This window comes from Streptomyces sp. TAA486, from assembly GCF_000426165.1.
Genome location: NZ_AUEV01000019.1, coordinates 38,792 through 58,188, shown reverse-complemented (window position 1 = coordinate 58,188; position 19,397 = coordinate 38,792). Strand labels below are relative to the sequence as shown.

The 19,397-nt window shown below is 68.6% G+C and carries 13 protein-coding genes; 7 read left to right on the top strand and 6 right to left on the bottom strand.

Annotated elements, in window-relative coordinates:
• Positions 1-28 precede the first annotated feature (28 nt).
• Positions 29-1,513: a cytosine permease gene (locus tag I004_RS0124465; protein WP_028437655.1), complete on the bottom strand. Its 1,485-nt coding sequence runs from the start codon at positions 1,511-1,513 to the stop codon at positions 29-31.
• A gap of 823 nt (positions 1,514-2,336) precedes the next feature.
• On the opposite strand from I004_RS0124465, the gene I004_RS0124455 reads away from it, so the two are divergent.
• Together I004_RS0124455 and I004_RS35825 are read left to right on the top strand one after the other, a co-directional pair.
• Positions 2,337-4,361: a CocE/NonD family hydrolase gene (locus I004_RS0124455; RefSeq protein ID WP_028437653.1), complete on the top strand. Its 2,025-nt coding sequence runs from the start codon at positions 2,337-2,339 to the stop codon at positions 4,359-4,361.
• A 261-nt stretch (positions 4,362-4,622) separates the two neighbouring features.
• Positions 4,623-4,901, top strand: coding sequence for a DUF5133 domain-containing protein (locus I004_RS35825; RefSeq protein WP_051345385.1), 279 nt, complete (start codon positions 4,623-4,625; stop codon positions 4,899-4,901).
• Positions 4,902-5,054: 153 nt separating this feature from the next.
• Here I004_RS35825 and I004_RS0124445 read toward each other — a convergent pair whose 3' ends face one another.
• The 4 genes from I004_RS0124445 to I004_RS0124430 are packed head-to-tail and all read right to left on the bottom strand — an operon-like array spanning position 5,055 to position 9,722.
• Positions 5,055-5,840 carry an enoyl-CoA hydratase-related protein gene (locus I004_RS0124445; RefSeq protein WP_028437652.1) on the bottom strand — a complete coding sequence of 262 codons (786 nt, stop codon included), beginning with the start codon at positions 5,838-5,840 and terminating at the stop codon, positions 5,055-5,057.
• Positions 5,764-7,962 (bottom strand): acetate--CoA ligase family protein, encoded by a 2,199-nt coding sequence (locus tag I004_RS35820; RefSeq protein WP_078511760.1) that lies wholly within the window; start codon positions 7,960-7,962, stop codon positions 5,764-5,766. Before I004_RS35820 ends, I004_RS0124445 begins: the two co-directional genes overlap by 77 nt.
• Positions 7,962-9,146: an acyl-CoA dehydrogenase family protein gene (locus I004_RS0124435; RefSeq protein WP_028437651.1), complete on the bottom strand. Its 1,185-nt coding sequence runs from the start codon at positions 9,144-9,146 to the stop codon at positions 7,962-7,964. Before I004_RS0124435 ends, I004_RS35820 begins: the two co-directional genes overlap by 1 nt.
• A gap of 12 nt (positions 9,147-9,158) precedes the next feature.
• Positions 9,159-9,722 (bottom strand): thioesterase family protein, encoded by a 564-nt coding sequence (locus I004_RS0124430; RefSeq protein ID WP_028437650.1) that lies wholly within the window; start codon positions 9,720-9,722, stop codon positions 9,159-9,161.
• Between the two features lie 171 nt (positions 9,723-9,893).
• On the opposite strand from I004_RS0124430, the gene I004_RS0124425 reads away from it, so the two are divergent.
• Positions 9,894-10,706, top strand: a complete 813-nt coding sequence (locus I004_RS0124425; RefSeq protein WP_028437649.1) for an IclR family transcriptional regulator — start codon at positions 9,894-9,896, stop codon at positions 10,704-10,706.
• A gap of 167 nt (positions 10,707-10,873) precedes the next feature.
• Here the strand turns inward: I004_RS0124425 and I004_RS0124420 are convergent, their stop codons facing one another.
• A complete protein-coding gene (locus I004_RS0124420; RefSeq protein WP_028437648.1) occupies positions 10,874-12,403 on the bottom strand; it encodes a UDP-N-acetylglucosamine 1-carboxyvinyltransferase in 1,530 nt (509 codons plus the stop codon).
• A gap of 406 nt (positions 12,404-12,809) precedes the next feature.
• Between I004_RS0124420 and I004_RS0124415 the strand changes: the two genes are divergently transcribed.
• The 4 genes from I004_RS0124415 to I004_RS0124400 all read left to right on the top strand — a co-directional run bounded on the left by I004_RS0124415 (position 12,810) and on the right by I004_RS0124400 (position 19,322).
• Complete coding sequence (locus tag I004_RS0124415; protein WP_028437647.1) at positions 12,810-15,623, top strand: aconitate hydratase; 2,814 nt, start codon at positions 12,810-12,812, stop codon at positions 15,621-15,623.
• A gap of 365 nt (positions 15,624-15,988) precedes the next feature.
• Positions 15,989-17,413, top strand: coding sequence for an N-acetylglucosamine/diacetylchitobiose ABC transporter substrate-binding protein (ngcE, locus tag I004_RS0124410; RefSeq protein WP_028437646.1), 1,425 nt, complete (start codon positions 15,989-15,991; stop codon positions 17,411-17,413).
• A 50-nt stretch (positions 17,414-17,463) separates the two neighbouring features.
• Positions 17,464-18,387, top strand: coding sequence for a carbohydrate ABC transporter permease (locus tag I004_RS0124405; protein ID WP_028437645.1), 924 nt, complete (start codon positions 17,464-17,466; stop codon positions 18,385-18,387).
• Positions 18,387-19,322, top strand: coding sequence for a carbohydrate ABC transporter permease (locus I004_RS0124400; protein WP_028437644.1), 936 nt, complete (start codon positions 18,387-18,389; stop codon positions 19,320-19,322). The genes I004_RS0124405 and I004_RS0124400 overlap by 1 nt, the downstream gene beginning before the upstream one ends.
• Positions 19,323-19,397: the final 75 nt, after the last annotated feature.

Sequence of the window (19,397 nt, the reverse complement as noted above, 5' to 3'; positions counted from 1 at the left end):
CCGGATCGGCCCGGGGCTGCACGGCTTCTCATGCCGCCATGACGGGCTCCGTCTCCGCTTCCTTCGACGGAACCAGCCGGGGACCGCGCGGCCCGAAGACGGCACGCGGCTCCGGGAAGGCGAACAGCAGCAGAACGTAGATCACCGCGGCAACGGCGAGCGTCACCACGAGACTTATGTCGACGCCGCCTGCGGTGTTGCGCCAAGGCCCGGAGATCAGCGGGGTGTTGGCGAACATCAGCCCCGTCACGGTCGCCGGCAGCCAGGCACCCATGCCTCGCCAGTTGACGCCGCGCGTGAACCAGTAGACGCCGCCCCGCTGGCCCCTGTTGAAGACCTGGATGTCGTCCGGGAAGTAGTGACCGCGGCGGACGAAATAGCCGATCATCATGATCGCCATCCAGGGCGAGGTGCACAGCACGATCAGCGTCGCGAAGGCGTTGATGCTGGAGACGATGTCGAAGACGAAGTTGCCGACGAAGATGAAGGCCACGGAGAGTGTTCCGATGAGCACGGTGGACTGGACGCGGCTGAGCCTGGTGAAGATCGACGAGAAGTCCAGGCCCGTCCCGTACAGCGCCGTCGTCCCCGTCGACAGCCCGCCCACCAGCGCGATCGCGATGAGCGGAGCCGCGTACCAGAGCGGTGCGACGCGGGAGAGCCCGGCGACGTAGTCGTTCGGGTCGGGGACGAGCGTGGCCGTGGCGACGCCGAAGAGGAACGGCAGCAGGCTGGCGGTCTGCGCGAGGAAGGGCGCAGCCATCAGACGCCGGGCGCGGTGCCGGTCGGGTATGTAGCGCGACCAGTCGCCGAGGAAGGCGCCGAAGGAGACCGGATTGGCCAGCGCGGCCAGCAGTGCCAGCGTCCACGTGGGCCAGAAGCCGCCGAGGGCGTAGTGGCCCGTGCCCGGGTACGAGGCGTCGAAGTCGCCTGCGAAGGCGAAGATCCCGAGCAGCATGACCAGCGAGCCCGCGACCACCGCGATCTTGTTGATGAGCAGCATGAACTGGAATCCGTACACGCACACCACGAGGACCGCCGTCGCGATCACCCCGTAGGAGGCGGCCCGCAACGGGTCGCCCCCGGCGAGGCCGAAGAGCCGGTCCGCTGCCCCGACGATCGCATCACCGCTGACCCACACGGAGATCGAGAAGAAGGCGATCGCGGTGAGCAGCGAGAGGAAGGACCCCACGCACCTCCCCACGACGCCGAAGTGCGCGCCGGACGAGACCGCGTTGTTGGTGCGGTTGCGCGGCCCGAACAGCGCCATCGGCATCAGGATCAGCGCACCGGCGACGACGCCCGTGACCGTCGCGGACGCGGCCGCCCAGAAGCTCAGACCGTACGCGACGGGCAGCGTGCCCAGGATGATCGTGGCGAAGGTGTTGGCGCCGCCGAAGGCGAGCCGGAAGAGATCGAGGGGAGTGGACGTCTGCTCCTCGACGGGGATCGGCGCGACACCGTGGTGCTCGACCTCGGTGACGCCGGGAGTGCGGCCGGACGTTTGGGACATCGGGGTTCCTTGCGCGGGGACCTGCGTGTACCCGGGTCACGGTGTCGGTCGCGTGCAGCACCACGGCACCCGCCGCAGTGGAGTACGCGGCGGACCCGTGTGTACGAAACGGCTGTGTACGGCGGTGTGTTCGCGAGCCGCGCGTCCGCGAGCGGTGCGTTCACGAGCGGTGCGTCCGCGAGCCGCGCGTCAGGAGCGCGGCGGTGCCGTCGTCCCGCGCACGACGAGTTCGGGTGCGCTCGAGGCGCGCATCGAGGCGTCCGCTCTTGGACTGCCGGCCGCCTCCGCAGGCGATCGGCGCGGCAGAGCGCGGGCCCGTCCGGGAGGAAGAGGTGACACGGTCCGCCACGGGCCCGGTGCCCCCAACGCCGGGTATGTCCAACTGCGATCCGGCGCCCGCATTGCCGAGCCGGCTGTGTGCGATGCCGTGCGAGGCCGTACGACACGGGACGGCGGAGGCCGTAGGCCCGGAATGTTGCGACAGGCCACGGCAGCCGGACCGAACAAGGGGCAGCCGGACTGAAGAAGCACGTCATGGGTACCCCGGTGCCATGGCCGGCCAGCCGGAGACGTCCTCTGTGCCCGGACTCGACGGGCGCAGCCGGGAGTTCCTGAACGATCTTCCCCGTCCGGCGGCGCACTGCTTCCACGTGCGCCGGTCTCCCGGCTCTCGGGACATCTCCCGCACCGAGAAGGAGATGGCGGACGCGCCCGTCGACGTCGTCGAAGAGGGCGGGGCCGAGTTCGGAGGACGTACCTGCGCCGTCCGGAAGCGATGCCGTTCGAATGCGACGAGTAGGAGAGCCGAATGCGGGCTTCTGCAATGAAGGAGGTCAACTCCGGGCCGAACACGGTCAAGGAGGAGGAGCACGTCTGGCTCCCCATGCGGGACGGGACGCGGCTGGCCGGGCGCATCTGGCGGCCGGTCGCCTCCGACACGGAGCCGGTTCCGGCGATTCTCGAGTTCATCCCGTACCGCAAGCGCGACCTGACCGCGCTGCGCGACTCGGTCAACCACCCCTACATCGCCGCCCACGGTTATGCCTGCGTACGCGTGGATCTGCGCGGCAGCGGCGACTCCGAGGGCCTGCTCGCCGACGAGTACCTGGAACAGGAATTCTGTGACGGCGAAGACGTCCTCGAGTGGATGGCCGATCAGCCCTGGTGCAACGGCCGGACCGGAATGATGGGCATCTCCTGGGGCGGCTTCAACGCCCTCCAGCTCGCCGCGCGTCGCCCCCGCGGTCTCGGCGCCGTCGCCGCGCTCAGCTTCAGCGACGACCGCTACGCCGACGACGTGCACTACATGGGCGGATGTCTGCTGAGCGACAACCTCTCGTGGGCCTCGACGATGTTCGCCCACACCTCGTGCCCGCCCGACCCCGAACTCGTCGGTTCCCGGTGGCGCGACATGTGGTTCGAGCGGCTCGACGGCATGGAGCCGTGGATCGCCGAGTGGCTCACCCACCAGCGGCGCGACGAATACTGGCGCCACGGCTCCGTGTGCGAGGACTACTCCGACATCGATTGCCCCGTGCTCGCCGTCAGCGGCTGGGCCGACGGCTACTCCAACGCCGTCTTCCGCGTGCTGGAACACCTCGACGTGCCCCGCAAGGGACTGATCGGGCCGTGGTCGCACAAGTACCCCCACCTCGGCGTCCCGGGCCCTGCCATCAACTTCCTGCGGGAACTCGTCCGCTGGTGGGACCGCTGGCTCAAGGACGAGGACAACGGCGTGATGGACGAGCCCATGCTGTGCACGTGGATGCAGGAGAGCATGCCGCCGTCCACCGCGTACGAAGAGCGTCCGGGCCGCTGGGTGGGGGAGCCGGAGTGGCTCTCGCCGCACGTCGAGCGGGTCCGGCACCCCCTGGGCGACGGCCGGATCGGGCGTGCCGACGAGAAACTCGAATCACCCCCGCTGTACGTGGAATCGCCGCTGTCGGTGGGCCAGTTCGCCGGGAAGTGGTGCTCGTACAACGCGCCGCCGGACCTGCCCTACGACCAGCGGGAGGAGGACGGCGGTTCGCTGGTCTTCGAGACCGAGCCGCTGGCCGAACGCTGCGAGATCCTCGGCGCACCGGTGCTGCACGCGACGCTGGAGGTGGACCGTCCCGTTGCGATGGTGGCGGTCCGGCTCTCCGATGTGGCACCGGACGGACGCGCCACCCGGGCGACATACGGGCTGCTCAACCTCACTCACCGGAACGGGCATGCCGAGCCCGAACCCCTCGAACCCGGTGAGCGCTACCCGGTGCGGATCCAGCTCAACGGCGTGGCGCAGGCCTTCCCGGCGGGACACCGCATCCGGCTCGCGCTGTCCACGTCGTACTGGCCGTTGGCATGGCCGCCGCCCGAGCCGGTGCGTCTGACGGTGCACCCGGAGGAGAGCGAACTCGAGCTGCCGATCCGCCCGATCAGGGAGCCCGACGAGCTGCCCACGCCGCTGTTCGGAGAGCCCGAGGGAGCCCCGCCCCTGCCGAGCGAGACGATCCGTCCCGGCGAGCAGCGCTGGACGGTCTCGCGCGACCTCGTCGACTACCGCTCGGCGCTGGAGGTGGTCAAGGACCTCGGTGTGACGTACATGGAGGACATCGATCTGGAGGTGACCTGCCGGACCAACGAGCGCTACAGCTGGACCGGAGACGACTTCGACTCCGTGAAGGGCGAGATCGACTGGGTCATGGGATTCGCCCGCGGCGACTGGGACGTCTCCGCCACGACCCGCACAGTACTCACCTCCGACGCGTCGAACTTCTATCTGCACGCCAGGTTGGACGCCTACGAGGGCAACCGCAGGGTGCGCTCCCGGAATTGGAACTGGACGATTCCACGCGACCACGTCTGAGCCCGACGAGCAGGCACAGCACGGGTCCGCACCGGCCGGCAGGACGTGCCGACCGGTGCGGACCGTGCGTCTTTCCTCCGCGAATCGGCGGGTCCCGGAAGGCCGGGAAGCATCGCGGACGTGGAGATCCCGTGACGAGGCGGCTGTCCGCTTCCGCCGACGCATCGATCCGGACGAAGGGGTACCCGTGAACGGCCAACGGGCAGTGCGCGGTTGTCTGCCGTGCAGCTGGATCCGGAAAGCAATCCATGGAGGCCGGTCATGCTGATGGCACACACCGCAGTCCTGAACAAGCTGCTCCAGCAGTACGAGACTCTCCACGCAGTCAACGCGGAGGAAGGCGGTCCCGAAGCCCGGCGGCGCCTCGACGACGTCGAGTACAACCTCTGCATCGCCACGGGCACCAACGACGTCGACGCGGCGCTGATAGCCGCCCGTCACCGGCTGCCAGGTGCCCGCACGCACGACGACTCCGTCCTCGCCGAACAGGACACGCACCCCAGGGCGCCGCAGGACCGCGCCCGGCCCTCGGCCGTGTGAGCCGGAACCGGCCGACGCGCGATGCGAACAGATGCCGCGGAGAGACCAGTCAACACCGTGACCAGGCCGGTTGAAGTTCGGCGTTGCTGGCGACGGCACTTGGTGCGGCATCCGGGAGCGGTGCATACCGCGTTCGTGGTCTGCCAGGGGTGTTCAACGGTGGTTCCACCTTGGCGCGCGCTTCTCCGCAAAGGCCCGGGGCCCCTCCTGCGCGTCCTCGGAGGTCAACATGGCCCGGTAGCGGTTCATGTCGGTCCCGCGCATCCGGGTGTAGGCGTCCTCGATCCCCAACTGCTCCGTCGCGCGCAGCACCTCCTTCACGGCCGCAATCGCAAGCGGTGCACCCTCCCGGATGGTGTGTGCCAGGCCGAGCGCCATCTCAAGTGCGGCGGAGGGACGTTCGGCGACCTGGTTGACCAGACCCCATCGTGCGGCTTCGGCCGCGCCCAGCCGCCGGCCGGTCAGAAGCAGCTCCGTTGCCACGGCGCGCGGCACCCTGCGGGGCAGCCGCAGTGATCCTCCGGAGTCGGCGATCAGGCCGACCTTCACCTCGGGGAGGGCGAATTCCGCGTGGGCATCGGCCACAATCAGGTCCGCGGCGAGGGCGAGTTCGAAACCGCCGCCCAGCGCGAGTCCGTTCACGGCGGCAATCACGGGCTTGTCCAGGTCGAAGAGCTCGGTCAGTCCGGCGAATCCGCCGGGACCGTGGTCGGCGTCTATTGCTTCGCCTCCGGCCGCGGCCTTCAGGTCCCAGCCCGCGGAGAAGAACCGCTCCCCTGCCCCGGTGACCACTGCGGCCCGCAGCGTGCCGTCCGTGCGCAGCCGGTCGAAAGCCTCGTACAGGGCGTGGCTCGTGGCGGAGTCAATGGCGTTGGCTTTGGGCCGGTCCAGCGTGATCACCAGCACGTCGTCGTTTACGTCCAGTCGTACGGGGTCCATGGTGCTCCTCTCCGTCATTCCCGTGTTTCCGGTCGTTCCGAGGTGGCGCGAGGCGCCTGATCAGTACGTCCACGGCGACCGCGCCCCGGCCCTCGGGCAGCACCAGCAGCGGGTTGACGTCCAGTTCGGTGACCTCGGGGTGGTCCTGTACGTAGGCGGCGACGGCCTCGACCGCGTCGGCGGCAGCCCGGACGTCGCCCGCGGGCCGGCCCCGGAAGCCGCGCAGCAGCGGCCACATGCGCAGGGAGGACATCGCCGCTTCGATCTCCTCACGCGTGGTGGGCAGCAGCAATGTGGTGGTGTCCCGGACCAGTTCCACCAGTACGCCGCCCGCTCCCAAGGTCAGCGCGGGCCCGAAAACCGGGTCGTGGTGCACGCCGACGAGAAGTTCGCCGACTGCGTCCTGCACCATTCGTTCGATCAGGAACCGGTCGGCGAGCTCCGCCATGGCTGAGACGGCCTCCTCCACTTCCGCCTCACCGGTCAACCCCAGACGCACGCCGCCGGCCTCGCTCTTGTGCGCCAAGCCGGCGGCGAGAGCCTTGGCGACGACAGGGAAACCCAGACCGCGAGCCGCAGGCGCGGCCCCGTCCGAGGCCGTCACGGCGCTGTCCGGGACGAGCAGGCCGTACTCGGCCAGCGCGCGCTTCCCCGCGTCCTCGGTCAGCAACTCGCCTCGTCGGGCGACCTGTTGAGGTGCCGGACCGCGTGGCAGCACCCGGTCGGCCGAGTGCTGGGCGGCGCCGATCCGCCGGGCCGCGGCGATAGCCCGTACGCCGTCCGCCAGCCCCTGGAGCGGAGCGATGCCCTCCGACAGCAGCCGGTGCGCGACCGGTTCGGGCAGCCCTTCGGGGAGCGAGCCGACGACGCACGCCGGAGCGCCGGTTCGGCGCTGCGCCGCCACGTAGGCGTCCAGCGTGGTGGTCCAGGCGTCGTCCTCGCACCTGTCGGCGCGTGGCATGTCGAGCAGCAGAAGGTTCGCGTCGCAGTCCGTCCCGAGGAGTGCGGTGAAGCACTCCCGCTGTGCGGTGAAATCTCCCCAGATGTAGGTGTGATAGTCGAGCGGGTTGCGTACCTGCACCTGTTCGCCGAGGACTTCGCGCAGCCGTACCGCCGACTGCTCGGGTAGGGGCGGGAGTTCGACTCCGTGCCGCTGTGCGGTGTCGGCGAGCAGGGCGGCCTCGCCGCCCGAGCAGCTGGCCGAGGTGATCCGGGCAGGCGCCGCCGGGTCCGGATCAGCGCTCAGCGGTCCGTGGGCGTGCAGCAGCTTCAGCGTCTCCACGAAGGTGCCGATCTCCTCCACCCGTGCGACGCCTGTGCGCCGGAACAGTGCGTCGCACAGCACGTCCGGTCCGGCGAGAGAGCTGGTGTGACTCATGGTGGTCTGCGCGCCCAGCTCCGAACTGCCCGTCTTCAGCGCCACGACGGGCACCCCACGCCGCAGCGCGGACAGCGCGGCGCGGGCGAACGCGGCGGCGTCCGCGATCCCTTCCAGGTGCAGCCCGATGGCGGTCACCCGCGGATCTTCCAGCAAAGCCTCGATCAGCTGCGGCGTCCCCGTGACCGCGCCGTTCCCCGAGGTGATCACGTACGCGACGGGGAGGGCGCGGCGCTGCATCGTGAGGTTCTGGCCGATGTTGCCGCTCTGGGTGATCACGGCGACGCCGCTGTTGGTGCGGGTTCCGCCGTGCTGGTCTGCCCAAAGAGCCGTACCGTCCAGGTAGTTGAGGACACCGATGCAGTTGGGGCCGATCACCGGCATGTCACCCGCCGCGGCACGTAGCGCGTCCTCCAGCGCGGCGCCGCGCGGCCCGTCCTCGGCGAAGCCGGACGCGTGGCACACGGCCCCACCCGCACCGCGTCCTGCCAGTTCCGCGAGGATTTCCACCGTGGTCTCTCCGGGGACGGCGAGGAAAGCAGCGTCCGGTGCTGTGGGGAGCTCGGCCGTGCTGCGGTGGCAGGGCAGGCCCTCGATGTGTCCCCGTCGCGGGTGGACGGGCCACAGCTCGCCCTCGTATCCGACGGCGCGACTCTGGCGTATGGCCTCCGCCGCCGACTCACCGCCGTACAGAGCGATGTGACGGGGAGACAGCAGACGCTCCAGGTGATGGGCGCCCGCCATCAGGCACCCATCGGACGCAGCAGGGAGCGGGAGATGATGTGCCGCTGGATCTCGCTCGTGCCGTCCCAGATGCGTTCGACGCGGGCGTCGCGCCAGTAGCGCTCGATGGGCAGTTCGGTCATGAGCCCCATGCCGCCGAAGGTCTGGAGGGCCTGGTCGGTGATGCGGCCCAGCGCCTCCGAGGCGTACAGCTTGGCCATCGCCGCGTCGCGGTCGGTCATGGTGCCCTGATCCTGCTTCCAGGCGGCGCGCAGGGTCAGCAGTTCGGCGGCCTCCAGTTCGGTTGCCATGTCTGCGATCGGGAAGCTCACACCCTGGAACCGGCCGATGGGCTGCCCGAACTGTTCGCGTTCTGCGGCCCAGTCGAGGGTGAGGTCGAGGACGCGGCGAGCTCGGCCGATGCTGGTGGCCGCGACCTGGAGACGGCTGGCGCCGAGCCACTGCCCCATCAGCGCGAAGCCGCGGCCCTCCTCGCCCAGCCGCTGCGCCACACGGAGCCGGACGTCGGTGAAGGTCAGTTCGCACTGGTGGTAACCGCGATGCGACACGCACTCCGAGCCGCGCCGCACCTCGACGCCGGGCGCGTCGAGGTCCACCAGGAAGGCGGTTATGAGGTTCTTCGTGCCGCGTGGTGTCTCCTCGGTGCCGGTGGCTGCGAACACGATCGCGAAGTCGGCCATGTCGGCGTGCGAGATGAAGTGCTTCGTGCCGTTCAGCACGTAGTCACCGCCCCTGCCATCGCGGGTTGCGCTCTCGCCGCGTACGGCCCGGGTCCGCATCGAGCGCACGTCGGAGCCGGCACCCGGCTCGGTCATCGCGAGGCAGTCGTGCCGCTCCCCGCGGACCGCGGGGAGGAGGTAGCGGGTGCGCTGCTCGCCCTCACACGCTTCGAGAATGTTGCTGGGGCGGGCGACGAGCATCTGGAGGGCGAAACTGGTCTTGCCCAGTTCGCGTTCGACGAGGGTCATGCTGACGGCGTCGAGCCCTCCACCGCCGATCTCCTCAGGCATGTTCGCCGCGTACAACCCGGCACCGATCGCCTTCTCCCGGATGGTGCGGGCCAGTTCGGGCGGCACGTCGTCGAGCTTTTCGACCTCGTCGGCGTGCGGGTCCAGTTCGGCCGTCACGAACTTGCCGACCGTGTCCACGATCATGCGCTGCTCGTCGGTGAGCGCGAACTCCATGGCCTTCCCCCCTCACCTGGTCCGGCTGTGGTCGCCGGGTATGCCCATGGGCCTGCCGACCGCGTCGGGAACCGGCAAGGCGTCGTGCGCGGCCTGGATCACGCCGAGTCGGCGCAGCAGCTCGCGGGGGAGCGGGTGAGCTCGCCCTCGCTCCGTGTCGACGTGCAGCAGCATCTGTTCGGCGGTCGCCAGCAGGGTGCCGTCGGTGCCGTGCCGCATCTCGTGGAACAGGTGCACGCGCTTGGTGTCGTGGTCGAGCAGCCGCAGTGTGAGCCGGAGTGGTTCCCCCTCGGCGACCTCGCGCTTGTTGTGCAGGTGTGTCTCGACCGTGTAGAGCGACGCGCCGTTCGCCCGGTACTCCTCGTCGATGCCGAGGAAGCGGAAGAAGGCGTCGGAGTCGTCACCGAAGACGAGCAAGTAGCACGACTCGCTCATGTGCCCGTTGTAGTCCACCCACTCCGGCCGAACCGGAGTGCTGTGCAGCGCCAGGGGCGCCGGTACGGGCGCCTCGTCGTCCCATGGCCGGTGGCCCCTCCCCTCGTACGGGGTGACCACGTGTGCCCTGCTCTCTGCCATCTGCCCACCCTGAGATCATCGCTGCATCGCACATAATGCGGTGTGCGTTCGTAATGTGCGACGCTACGAGTGGGGTTTCCGGCTCGTCAAGGGTCCCGACCGCCCGTACGGCCCGGGTGAGGTGGACGACTACGCTTCCCCGGCAGACCAAGACAGCGGAGGCAATGGAAAATGGACGCGGCGCACGCCTCGGTCGCCGACGGCGCAGAACAGGACGGGACACGCCCGTACGGAGGCCGGGTACAGGCACTGGAGCGGGCCATCGCCCTGCTCAACGCCGTGTCGGCGAGCGCCCCAGACGGCCGCCCTGTCGCCGAACTCGCCACCGAATGCGGCCTCAATCGGGCTACTGCGTGGCGGCTGTTGGCCACCCTGGAACATCACGCGATGGTCGAGCGGGATCCGGCCGGCAACCGCTACACCATCGGTTCGGCGATCAGCCGCATGGCCTCGAGCGCGAGCGTCGAAGGACTGATCCGCCGCTCGCACGACGTACTGCAGCGGCTTTGCCGGGACACCGGCGAAACGGCGAACCTCGCAGTGGCACAGCGGCTCGGCCTCACATACGTCGACGAGGTGGTCCCGTCCGCGGTGCTCAGCGCGCGCTGGCTCGGCCGGCAGGTCCCGATCCACGCCACGTCTGCCGGCAAGGCGCTGCTGGCCTGGCAGACGCCGGGGGAAGTCGACGCCCTGCTGTCCGGCCCGCTGGCCGAGTACACCGAGACCACTCACACCGACAGGCAAGCCCTGCACGCCGAACTCGCCGAGGTCCGCACGCAGGGCTACAGCGTCAGCGTCGGCGAACTCGAACCCCAGCTGTACGGGGTCGCCGCCCCCGTGCTCGACGCGGGCGACCATCCCATCGCCGTCATCAGCGTCTGGGGTCCGCAGGACCGCGTTCCCGAATCCCGGTTCGCGGAACTCGGCGGGCAGACACGACAGGCGGCGCGCGAAATCCGCGAACGCCTGACGCCGGGGACCTGACCGCATGAGCGATGCGGGCGGGGTCGTCGACAACCCGGCGTGCCGCGCCGCACGTCTGCGGGGCTGCCACGGCGGGTCAGGTGGTCAGGTGTTCTATCCACAGCGGCCCTTGGCCCGGGACGACGACCTCGCCACCCGCGCCCACGTCACTCGGCGACATCCGTCGCTCAGATGTCGCGGAACGTCTCGATCTGCGCGCCGACTTCGTTGAGCCGCTCGGCGAGGTCCTCGTAACCGCGGTTGATCACATAGACGTTGCGCAGCACGGAGGTCCCCTCCGCCGCCAGCATCCCCAGCAGCACGACGACCGCCGGCCGCAGCGCGGGCGGGCACATCATCTCCGCCGCACGCCACCGTGTCGGGCCCTCGACCAGGACCCGGTGCGGGTCGAGGAGTTGGAGGCGCCCGCCGAGGCGGTTCAGGTCGGTGAGGTAGATGGCGCGGTTGTCGTAGACCCAGTCGTGGATGAGCGTCTGCCCCTCCGCGACGGCGGCGATCGCGGCGAAGAACGGGACGTTGTCGATGTTGATGCCCGGGAAGGGCATCGGGTGGATCTTGTCCGCCGGCGCCTCCAGCTTGGAGGGGCGCACGGTCAGGTCGACCAGGCGCGTACGGCCGTTGTCCGCCGCATACTCCGGGCTGCGGTCGGTGTCGAGGCCCATCTCGTCCAGCACCGCGAGTTCAATCTCCAGGAACTCCACCGGTACCCGGCAGACGGTCAGTTCGGATCCGGTGACGACCGCGGCCGCCAGCAGGCTCATCGCCTCCACCGGGTCCTCGGAGGGGGAGTAGTCGACGTCGACGTCGATCTCCGCCACACCGTGCACCGTCAGCGTCGTCGTGCCGATGCCCTCGACCGTGACGCCGAGCTGTTCCAGGAAGAAGCACAGGTCCTGGACCATGTAGTTGGAGGAGGCGTTGCGGATCACCGTGACGCCCTCGTGCCGGGCCGCGGCCAGCAGAGCGTTCTCGGTGACGGTGTCACCGCGCTCGGTCAGCACGATGGGCCCCCCGGGCGTGACGGAGCTCTCCACCACCGCGTGGTACAGGCCCTCGGTCGCCGTGATCTCCAGACCGAACCGGCGCAGGGCGATCATGTGAGGCTGGACGGTCCGCGTGCCGAGGTCACAGCCGCCCGCGTACGGGATGCGGAACTGGTCCACGCGGTGCAGCAGCGGACCGAGGAACATGATGATGCTGCGGGTGCGGCGCGCGGCGTCCGCGTCGATGGCCTCCAGGTCCAGCTCCGCGGGGGGCACGATCTCCAGATCGGCGCCGTCGTTGATCCACCGGGCGCGGACGCCGATGGAGGAGAGCACCTCGAGGATGCGGAAGACCTCTTCGATCCTGGCGACCCGGCGCAGCACCGTACGTCCGGAGTTGAGCAGCGAGGCGCACAGCAGGGCGACGCACGCGTTCTTGCTCGTCTTGACGTCGATGCTGCCGGACAGGCGGCGCCCGCCGACGACGCGCAGGTGCATGGGGCCGGAGTAGCCGAGCGAGACGATCTCGCTGTCGAGCGCCTCGGAGATGCGCGCGATCATCTCAAGACTGATGTTCTGGTTTCCCCGCTCGATCCGGTTCACCGCGCTTTGGCTCGTGCCCAGGGCTTCGGCGAGCTTCACTTGTGTCCAGCCCCGGTGCTGCCGGGCGTCGCGAATGAGTTGCCCGATGCGGGCCAGGTAGTCATCAGTCATGCGTTGAGAATATCTCACATGTGAGATGTCTTCGCACCGAGGATGTATCCGTGCGGTTGACGTGCGGTGCAGTACGGCGTGAGGTCGGCCCGGTACGGAGCGCAGTGCCGGGTGCCGGCCGGTCTCCGGCGCGGACTCCCGGATCGCGGAATCCCGTGTACGCCCCGGGCGTGGCGGCAATCGCTTCCCGCACCCCGCATGACCCTGCGGCGCTCGTGTACTAGAGTTATCTCGACATCGAGATAACTTGCCGGAGTGCGCACAGCATGAGCACGCGCACCACATTCGACCGCAGCCGAGCAAGGCTTGCACGGCACGCCCGCCGCTTGCCCACAAGCTTCGCCCGCTGAGGGGTCTCCGGTCGCAGGGCCAGGGGACGGATGCCAACGCACTGAAGGAGACTGTCGTGTCGGCGAACAGCTTCGACGCCCGCAGCACGCTGCAGGTGGGCGACGAGTCGTATGAGATCTTCAAGCTGGACAAGGTGGAGGGCTCCGCGCGCCTCCCGTACAGCCTGAAGGTCCTGCTGGAGAACCTCCTCCGCACCGAGGACGGCGCAAACATCACCGCCGACCACATCCGCGCCGTGGGCGGGTGGGACCCGAACGCCAAGCCCAGCCAGGAGATCCAGTTCACGCCCGCACGCGTGATCATGCAGGACTTCACGGGTGTGCCCTGCGTGGTGGACCTCGCGACCATGCGTGAGGCCGTCAAGGAGCTGGGTGGCGACGCGGACCGCATCAACCCCCTCGCCCCCGCCGAGCTGGTCATCGACCACTCCGTGATCGCCGACAAGTTCGGCACGGCCAACGCCTTCGCCCAGAACGTCGAGCTGGAGTACGGGCGCAACCGCGAGCGCTACCAGTTCCTGCGCTGGGGCCAGACCGCCTTCGACGAGTTCAAGGTCGTCCCGCCCGGCACCGGCATCGTCCACCAGGTCAACATCGAGCACCTCGCCCGTACGGTCATGGTGCGAGGCGGCCAGGCCTACCCCGACACCCTCGTGGGCACCGACTCGCACACGACCATGGTCAACGGCCTCGGCGTGCTCGGCTGGGGCGTCGGCGGCATCGAGGCGGAGGCGGCCATGCTCGGCCAGCCCGTCTCGATGCTGATCCCGCGCGTCGTGGGCTTCAAGCTGACGGGCTCGCTGCCGACGGGCACCACCGCCACCGACCTCGTCCTCACGATCACCGAGATGCTGCGCCAGCACGGGGTGGTCGGGAAGTTCGTCGAGTTCTACGGCGAGGGCGTCGGCGCCGTGCCGCTGGCCAACCGCGCGACGATCGGCAACATGTCACCGGAGTTCGGCTCCACCGCCGCGATCTTCCCGATCGACGGGGAGACCATCAACTACCTGAAGCTCACCGGCCGTTCGGATGCACAGCTCCAGCTCGTCGAGGCGTACGCCAAGGAGCAGGGCATGTGGCACGACCCGGCGCACGAGCCCGAGTACAGCGAGTACCTGGAACTGGACCTCGCCAGCGTCGTGCCGTCGATCGCCGGCCCCAAGCGCCCGCAGGACCGCATCGCGCTCTCCGGGGCGAAGCAGCAGTTCCTGGCGGACCTGCCGAACTACGTCGCGGACGCCGGCACCGCCGCGGGCGGGGCCCCGAAGACCTCGGCGTCCCCCGTCGACGAGGCGAGCTCCGAGTCCTTCCCGGCGAGCGACGCTCCTGCCTACGGCCACCTGGAGAACGGCAGCGGCAAGCCGCAGCACGCCACCATCGGCGCGGACGCGGACAGCGGCCCCACCAAGCGCGTGCAGGTCACCGGCCCGGACGGCAACTCGTACGAGATCGACCACGGCGCCGTCGCGGTCGCCGCGATCACCTCCTGCACCAACACCTCCAATCCGTACGTGATGGTGGGCGCCGCACTGGTGGCCAAGAAGGCGGTCGAGAAGGGCCTCACCCGCAAGCCGTGGGTCAAGACCACCCTGGCCCCGGGCTCCCAGGTCGTCATGGACTACTACGACCGCGCGGGCCTCACCCCGTACCTGGACAAGCTCGGCTTCAACCTCGTCGGCTACGGCTGCACGACCTGCATCGGCAACTCCGGCCCGCTGCCGGAAGAGATCTCGCAGGCCGTCAACGACAACGACCTCGCCGTGGTGTCCGTCCTCTCCGGAAACCGGAACTTCGAGGGCCGGATCAACCCGGACGTGAAGATGAACTACCTCGCGTCCCCGCCGCTCGTCGTCGCCTATGCCATCGCCGGCTCGATGAAGGTGGACATCACCACCGAGCCGCTCGGCACCGACCAGGACGGCAACCCCGTACACCTCGCCGACCTGTGGCCCTCCGAGCAGGAGGTCGAGGAGGTCGTGGCCTCCGCCATCGGCCAGGAGATGTACACGAAGGGCTACACCGACGTCTTCGCGGGCGACGACCAGTGGCAGGCGCTGCCGGTGCCGACCGGGAACACCTTTGAGTGGGACCCGGAGTCCACCTACGTGCGCAAGCCCCCGTACTTCGACGGCATGGGCACCGAGCCCGCCCCGGTCGAGGACATCTCGGGTGCGCGCGTGCTGGCCAAGCTGGGCGACTCGGTGACCACCGACCACATCTCGCCGGCCGGTGCGATCAAGGCCGACACCCCCGCCGGCAAGTACCTCACGGAGCACGGCGTCGAGCGGCGCGACTTCAACAGCTACGGCTCGCGGCGCGGCAACCACGAGGTGATGATCCGCGGGACGTTCGCCAACATCCGGCTGCGCAACCAGATCGCGGAGGGCACCGAAGGCGGCTACACCCGTGACTTCACGCAGCAGGACGCGCCGGTCTCCTTCATCTACGACGCCTCGCAGAACTACCAGTCGCAGGGCATCCCGCTGGTCGTTCTCGCGGGCAAGGAGTACGGCTCCGGCTCGTCCCGCGACTGGGCGGCCAAGGGCACCGCGCTGCTGGGTGTCAAGGTCGTCATCGCCGAGTCCTACGAGCGCATCCACCGCTCGAACCTGATCGGCATGGGCGTGCTGCCGCTCCAGTTCCCCGAGGGGCAGAGCGCCGAGTCGCTGGGGCTGACCGGGGAGGAGACCTTCAGCTTCTCCGGGATCACCGCCCTCAACGACGGCGGCATCCCCGCGACGGTCGGGGTCAGCACGGAGACGGGCGTCTCTTTCGACGCGACCGTACGCATCGACACCCCTGGTGAGGCCGACTACTACCGCAACGGCGGGATCATGCAGTACGTACTGCGCTCGCTGATCGGCGCGTAGTACCGGGCCGCCCGCCCCGGGCAGGGGCGGGCAACGAGGGCACAGGCGGGTGCCGGGAAACGACCCCGGCACCCGCCGCTTCGTGTTCCCATGGCCGTCGGCCTTCCCCGTACCTCCAGGAACCCGCCAGGTCTCAACTCGGGAAAGACTCACCATTCGGGTTGTTTTGATCTTGCCCTGTTGACGGCAAGTGGACTATACCTGTCGGCACCTCACGAGGGCCCGTGCACGCGGCGCTCCCGGCGGTAGCGAAAAAGACCAACTCAGCTTCAACTGACCCGCGGTGTCGGGCTGTTCGCCGGTGGGCGAGTCCTCGGGAGACCCCGGAACACCGCCTGAGTCCTGGAGAAGGCGAGGACTTGAGCATGGGATCCAACCACGTCAACCGCCGCAATTTGATCAAGCAGGCAGCCGCAGCCGGCCTGATAGCCGTCCCCGCCGTCGGAGCGCTCACTTCCTGCGCCAGCGGAAGCGGTGAGGACAACAAGGTCGAGAAGGGCAAGAAGACCAAGGACAACCCGCTCGGCGTGAACAAGAGCGCCGCGCTGGAGATCTACATCTTCGACGGGGGCTTCGGCACCAAGTACGCCGAGGACGCACAGGCCGTCTACGAGAAGAACTTCCCCAAGGCCAAGACCAAGCTGAAGTCGACCCAGAAGATCCAGTCCGTACTTCAGCCCCGCTTCAACGGCGGCACCCCGCCGGACCTGATCGACAACTCGGGCGCCGAGCAGATGGACATGGGCGTCCTGGTGGGCAAGAAGCAGCTCACCGACCTCACGGACCTGCTGGACGCGCCCTCCATCGACGACCCGGGCAAGAAGGTGCGCGACACCCTGCGCCCCGGCGTGGTCGAGATGGGCCAGTTCGACGGCAGCCCGGTGTGGATCATGTACTACGCCTACACCGTGTACGGCGTCTGGTACTCACAGAAGGCGCTCGACAAGCTCGACGCGGAGTACCCGGAGAACTGGGACGACATGCTCGCCGTCTGCGCCAAGGCGAAGAAGAAGGGCATGGCGGGCTGGACGTACGCGGGCAAGCACCCGTACTACCTGCCCTTCAGCCTGTACCCCTTCATGGCCAAGATCGGCGGCCCGAAGGTTCTCGAGGCCATCGACAACCTGGAGCCCGGCGCCTGGAAGCAGCCGGCGGTGAAGGCGGCCCTCGAGGCGTACTACGAGCTGTACAAGAAGGGCTACATCCTCGACGGCACCCCGGGCCTGGACCACATCGAGTCGCAGACCGCGTGGAACGAGGGCAAGGCGCTGTTCATCCCGAACGGCTCCTGGGTGGAGAACGAGGCGAAGAAGACCACCCCGAAGGACTTCGAGATGCGCGTGGCCGCGCCCTCCGGCCTGGACAGCGGCGACAAGCTGCCCTTCGGCACGCTGTGGGCCTCCGGCGGCGAGCCGTTCATCGTGCCCGCCAAGGCAAAGAACCCCGCAGGCGGCATGGAGCAGTTGCGGATCATGCTCGGTGAGGCGTCCTCGAAGAACTTCACCAAGCAGGTGTCCTCGCTGACGTCCTTCGACGGCGGCACCGAGGGCCTGACACTGCCCCCGGGCCTGCAGTCGGCCGTGGACGCCCTGGACACGGCGGGCAAGAACATCGTCAACCCCCGCATCCAGGACTGGTACGTGGCCCTGCAGAAGGAGAAGATCGGGGTGGCCTGCCTGGGCGAGATGATGGCGGGACGCATGACCCCGGCCGAAACGATCAAGAAGGCCCAGAAGTACACCGACGAAGCGCGCGAAGACGACTCCATCACGCACTACAAGCACAACTGAACAATCGTCACCAGCGGCGGCAGGCCACAGCGGATCGGAGTCGGTGAGTAATGGAGCACGGCAAGTACCGGTTCATCGTGGGGTTCTTGATCGTTCCCCTCACGATCTACGCGGTCTTTGTCATCTGGCCGTTTGCCCAGTCGATCTACTACTCGTTCACCGACTGGACCGGACTGAGTCCGGACTTCAAGATGGTCGGCTTCGACAACTACATCAAGCTGTTCAGCGACGAGGTCTTCTGGCAGTCGCTCCAGCACAGCTTGCTGTTCCTTGTGCTGCTGCCGCTGGTGACGATCAGCCTCGCGCTGTTCTTCGCCTTCATGATCAACGTCGGTGGACGGCGGCGGAAGAACTCCGCCGTCTCCGGCGTACGCGGATCCGGCTTCTACAAGATCGTCTATTTCTTCCCGCAGGTGCTGTCGATCGCCATCGTCGCCCTGCTCTTCCGCTTCGCCTACAACCCGCGCAGCGGCTCGCTCAACGCGGCGCTGGACGCGGTGGGTCTCTCCGCGCTGAAGACGGCGTGGCTGGGCGACCCGGAAACGGCGCTGTGGGCGGTGATGGCCGTCATGGTCTGGAGCACGGTCGGCTTCTTCGTCGTGCTCTTCTCTGCCGCCATGACGTCCATACCTCGTGACTACTATGAGGCCGCGCTGCTGGACGGCGCCGATCGGATCACCACGTTCTTCCGGATCACTCTGCCCCTGCTGTGGGACACCGTGCAGTCCGGCTGGATCTACATGGGAATCCTGGCGCTGGGTGCCGAGGCATTCGCGGTGGTGCAGATCATGACCACCGGTCCGGGCGGTCCCGCCTACTCCACCACCGTGCTGCCGCTGTACGTGTACCTGAAGGCATTCCGTGACGGGCAGGCCGCCTACGCCACCACGATCGGCGTGGCGCTGCTCGTGGTCACTCTGGCCTTCGCGGCCGTCGTACTGAAACTCGGTCGCCGCGAGAGGCTGGAGTACTGATGAAGAGCACCGGCACCCTTCCCGAGGACCGTGAGACCGAGACGGTGAGCACCGTCCTCACCGGGGACCCGCTGCGCGGCACCGCCGACGAGGAGAGCAAGAAGGGCACGGAGGGGAAGACGCTCAACGTCTTCTCGCACGGAATGCTCGTGCTGTGGGCCGTGATGGTGGTGATGCCGCTCCTGTGGGCGGTGATGACCTCCTTCAAGGACGACAAGAGCATCTTCACCTCGCCGTGGTCGCCGCCGTCCACGCTCAACTTCGACAACTGGTCGCGCGCCTGGAGCCAGGCGCACATGAGCGAGTACTTCTTCAACACCATTCTGGTGGTGGGCGGTTCACTCGTCGGCACCATGCTCCTCGGCAGCATGGTGGCGTACGTGCTGGCACGGTTCGACTTTCCCGGGAACCGCTTCTTCTACTTCCTGTTCATCGGCGGGATGAGCTTCCCGATCATCCTGGCGCTGGTGCCGCTGTTCTACGTGATGAGCAACACCGGGCTGCTGAACACCCGGCACGGCCTGATCCTGGCGTACATCGCGTACTCCCTCCCGTTCACCACGTTCTTCCTGACCTCGTTCTTCCGCTCGCTGCCGACCTCGGTGGCGGAGGCGGCGCTCATCGACGGTGCCTCGCACACCCGGACGTTCTTCCAGGTGATGCTGCCGATGGCGAAGCCGGGTCTGATCAGTGTGGGCATCTTCAACTTCCTCGGGCAGTGGAACCAGTACATGCTGCCCACGGTGCTCAACACCGATCCCGACCAGCGGGTGCTCACACAGGGACTGGTCGAACTGGCCGCCAGCCAGGGCTACAAGGGTGACTGGTCGGGTCTGTTCGCCGGTCTCGTGATGGCGATGCTGCCGGTGCTGGCGGCGTACATCATCTTCCAGCGGCAGGTGGTGGCAGGACTGACAGCGGGTGCGCTGAAGTAGGGCTTCGCGGCGGGGCGCCGTCAAGTAATCCACTCAGCACGGGCGGGACGGCCGGGTCCGTGCCCGGGTGAGGGC

Excerpts from the sequence above, each read along its gene's own strand:
- I004_RS0124435 (WP_028437651.1), bottom strand. The coding sequence starts at position 9,146 with ATGGAGTTCGCGCTCACCGACGAGCAGCGCATGATCGTGGACACGGTC.
- I004_RS0124425 (WP_028437649.1), top strand. The coding sequence starts at position 9,894 with ATGGACGCGGCGCACGCCTCGGTCGCCGACGGCGCAGAACAGGACGGG.
- I004_RS0124400 (WP_028437644.1), top strand. The coding sequence starts at position 18,387 with ATGAAGAGCACCGGCACCCTTCCCGAGGACCGTGAGACCGAGACGGTG.
- I004_RS0124445 (WP_028437652.1), bottom strand. The coding sequence starts at position 5,840 with ATGGACCCCGTACGACTGGACGTAAACGACGACGTGCTGGTGATCACG.
- I004_RS0124465 (WP_028437655.1), bottom strand. The coding sequence starts at position 1,513 with ATGTCCCAAACGTCCGGCCGCACTCCCGGCGTCACCGAGGTCGAGCAC.
- I004_RS0124455 (WP_028437653.1), top strand. The coding sequence starts at position 2,337 with ATGAAGGAGGTCAACTCCGGGCCGAACACGGTCAAGGAGGAGGAGCAC.
- I004_RS0124420 (WP_028437648.1), bottom strand. The coding sequence starts at position 12,403 with ATGACTGATGACTACCTGGCCCGCATCGGGCAACTCATTCGCGACGCC.
- I004_RS35820 (WP_078511760.1), bottom strand. The coding sequence starts at position 7,962 with ATGGCGGGCGCCCATCACCTGGAGCGTCTGCTGTCTCCCCGTCACATC.
- I004_RS0124405 (WP_028437645.1), top strand. The coding sequence starts at position 17,464 with ATGGAGCACGGCAAGTACCGGTTCATCGTGGGGTTCTTGATCGTTCCC.
- I004_RS35825 (WP_051345385.1), top strand. The coding sequence starts at position 4,623 with ATGCTGATGGCACACACCGCAGTCCTGAACAAGCTGCTCCAGCAGTAC.
- I004_RS0124430 (WP_028437650.1), bottom strand. The coding sequence starts at position 9,722 with ATGGCAGAGAGCAGGGCACACGTGGTCACCCCGTACGAGGGGAGGGGC.
- ngcE (WP_028437646.1), top strand. The coding sequence starts at position 15,989 with ATGGGATCCAACCACGTCAACCGCCGCAATTTGATCAAGCAGGCAGCC.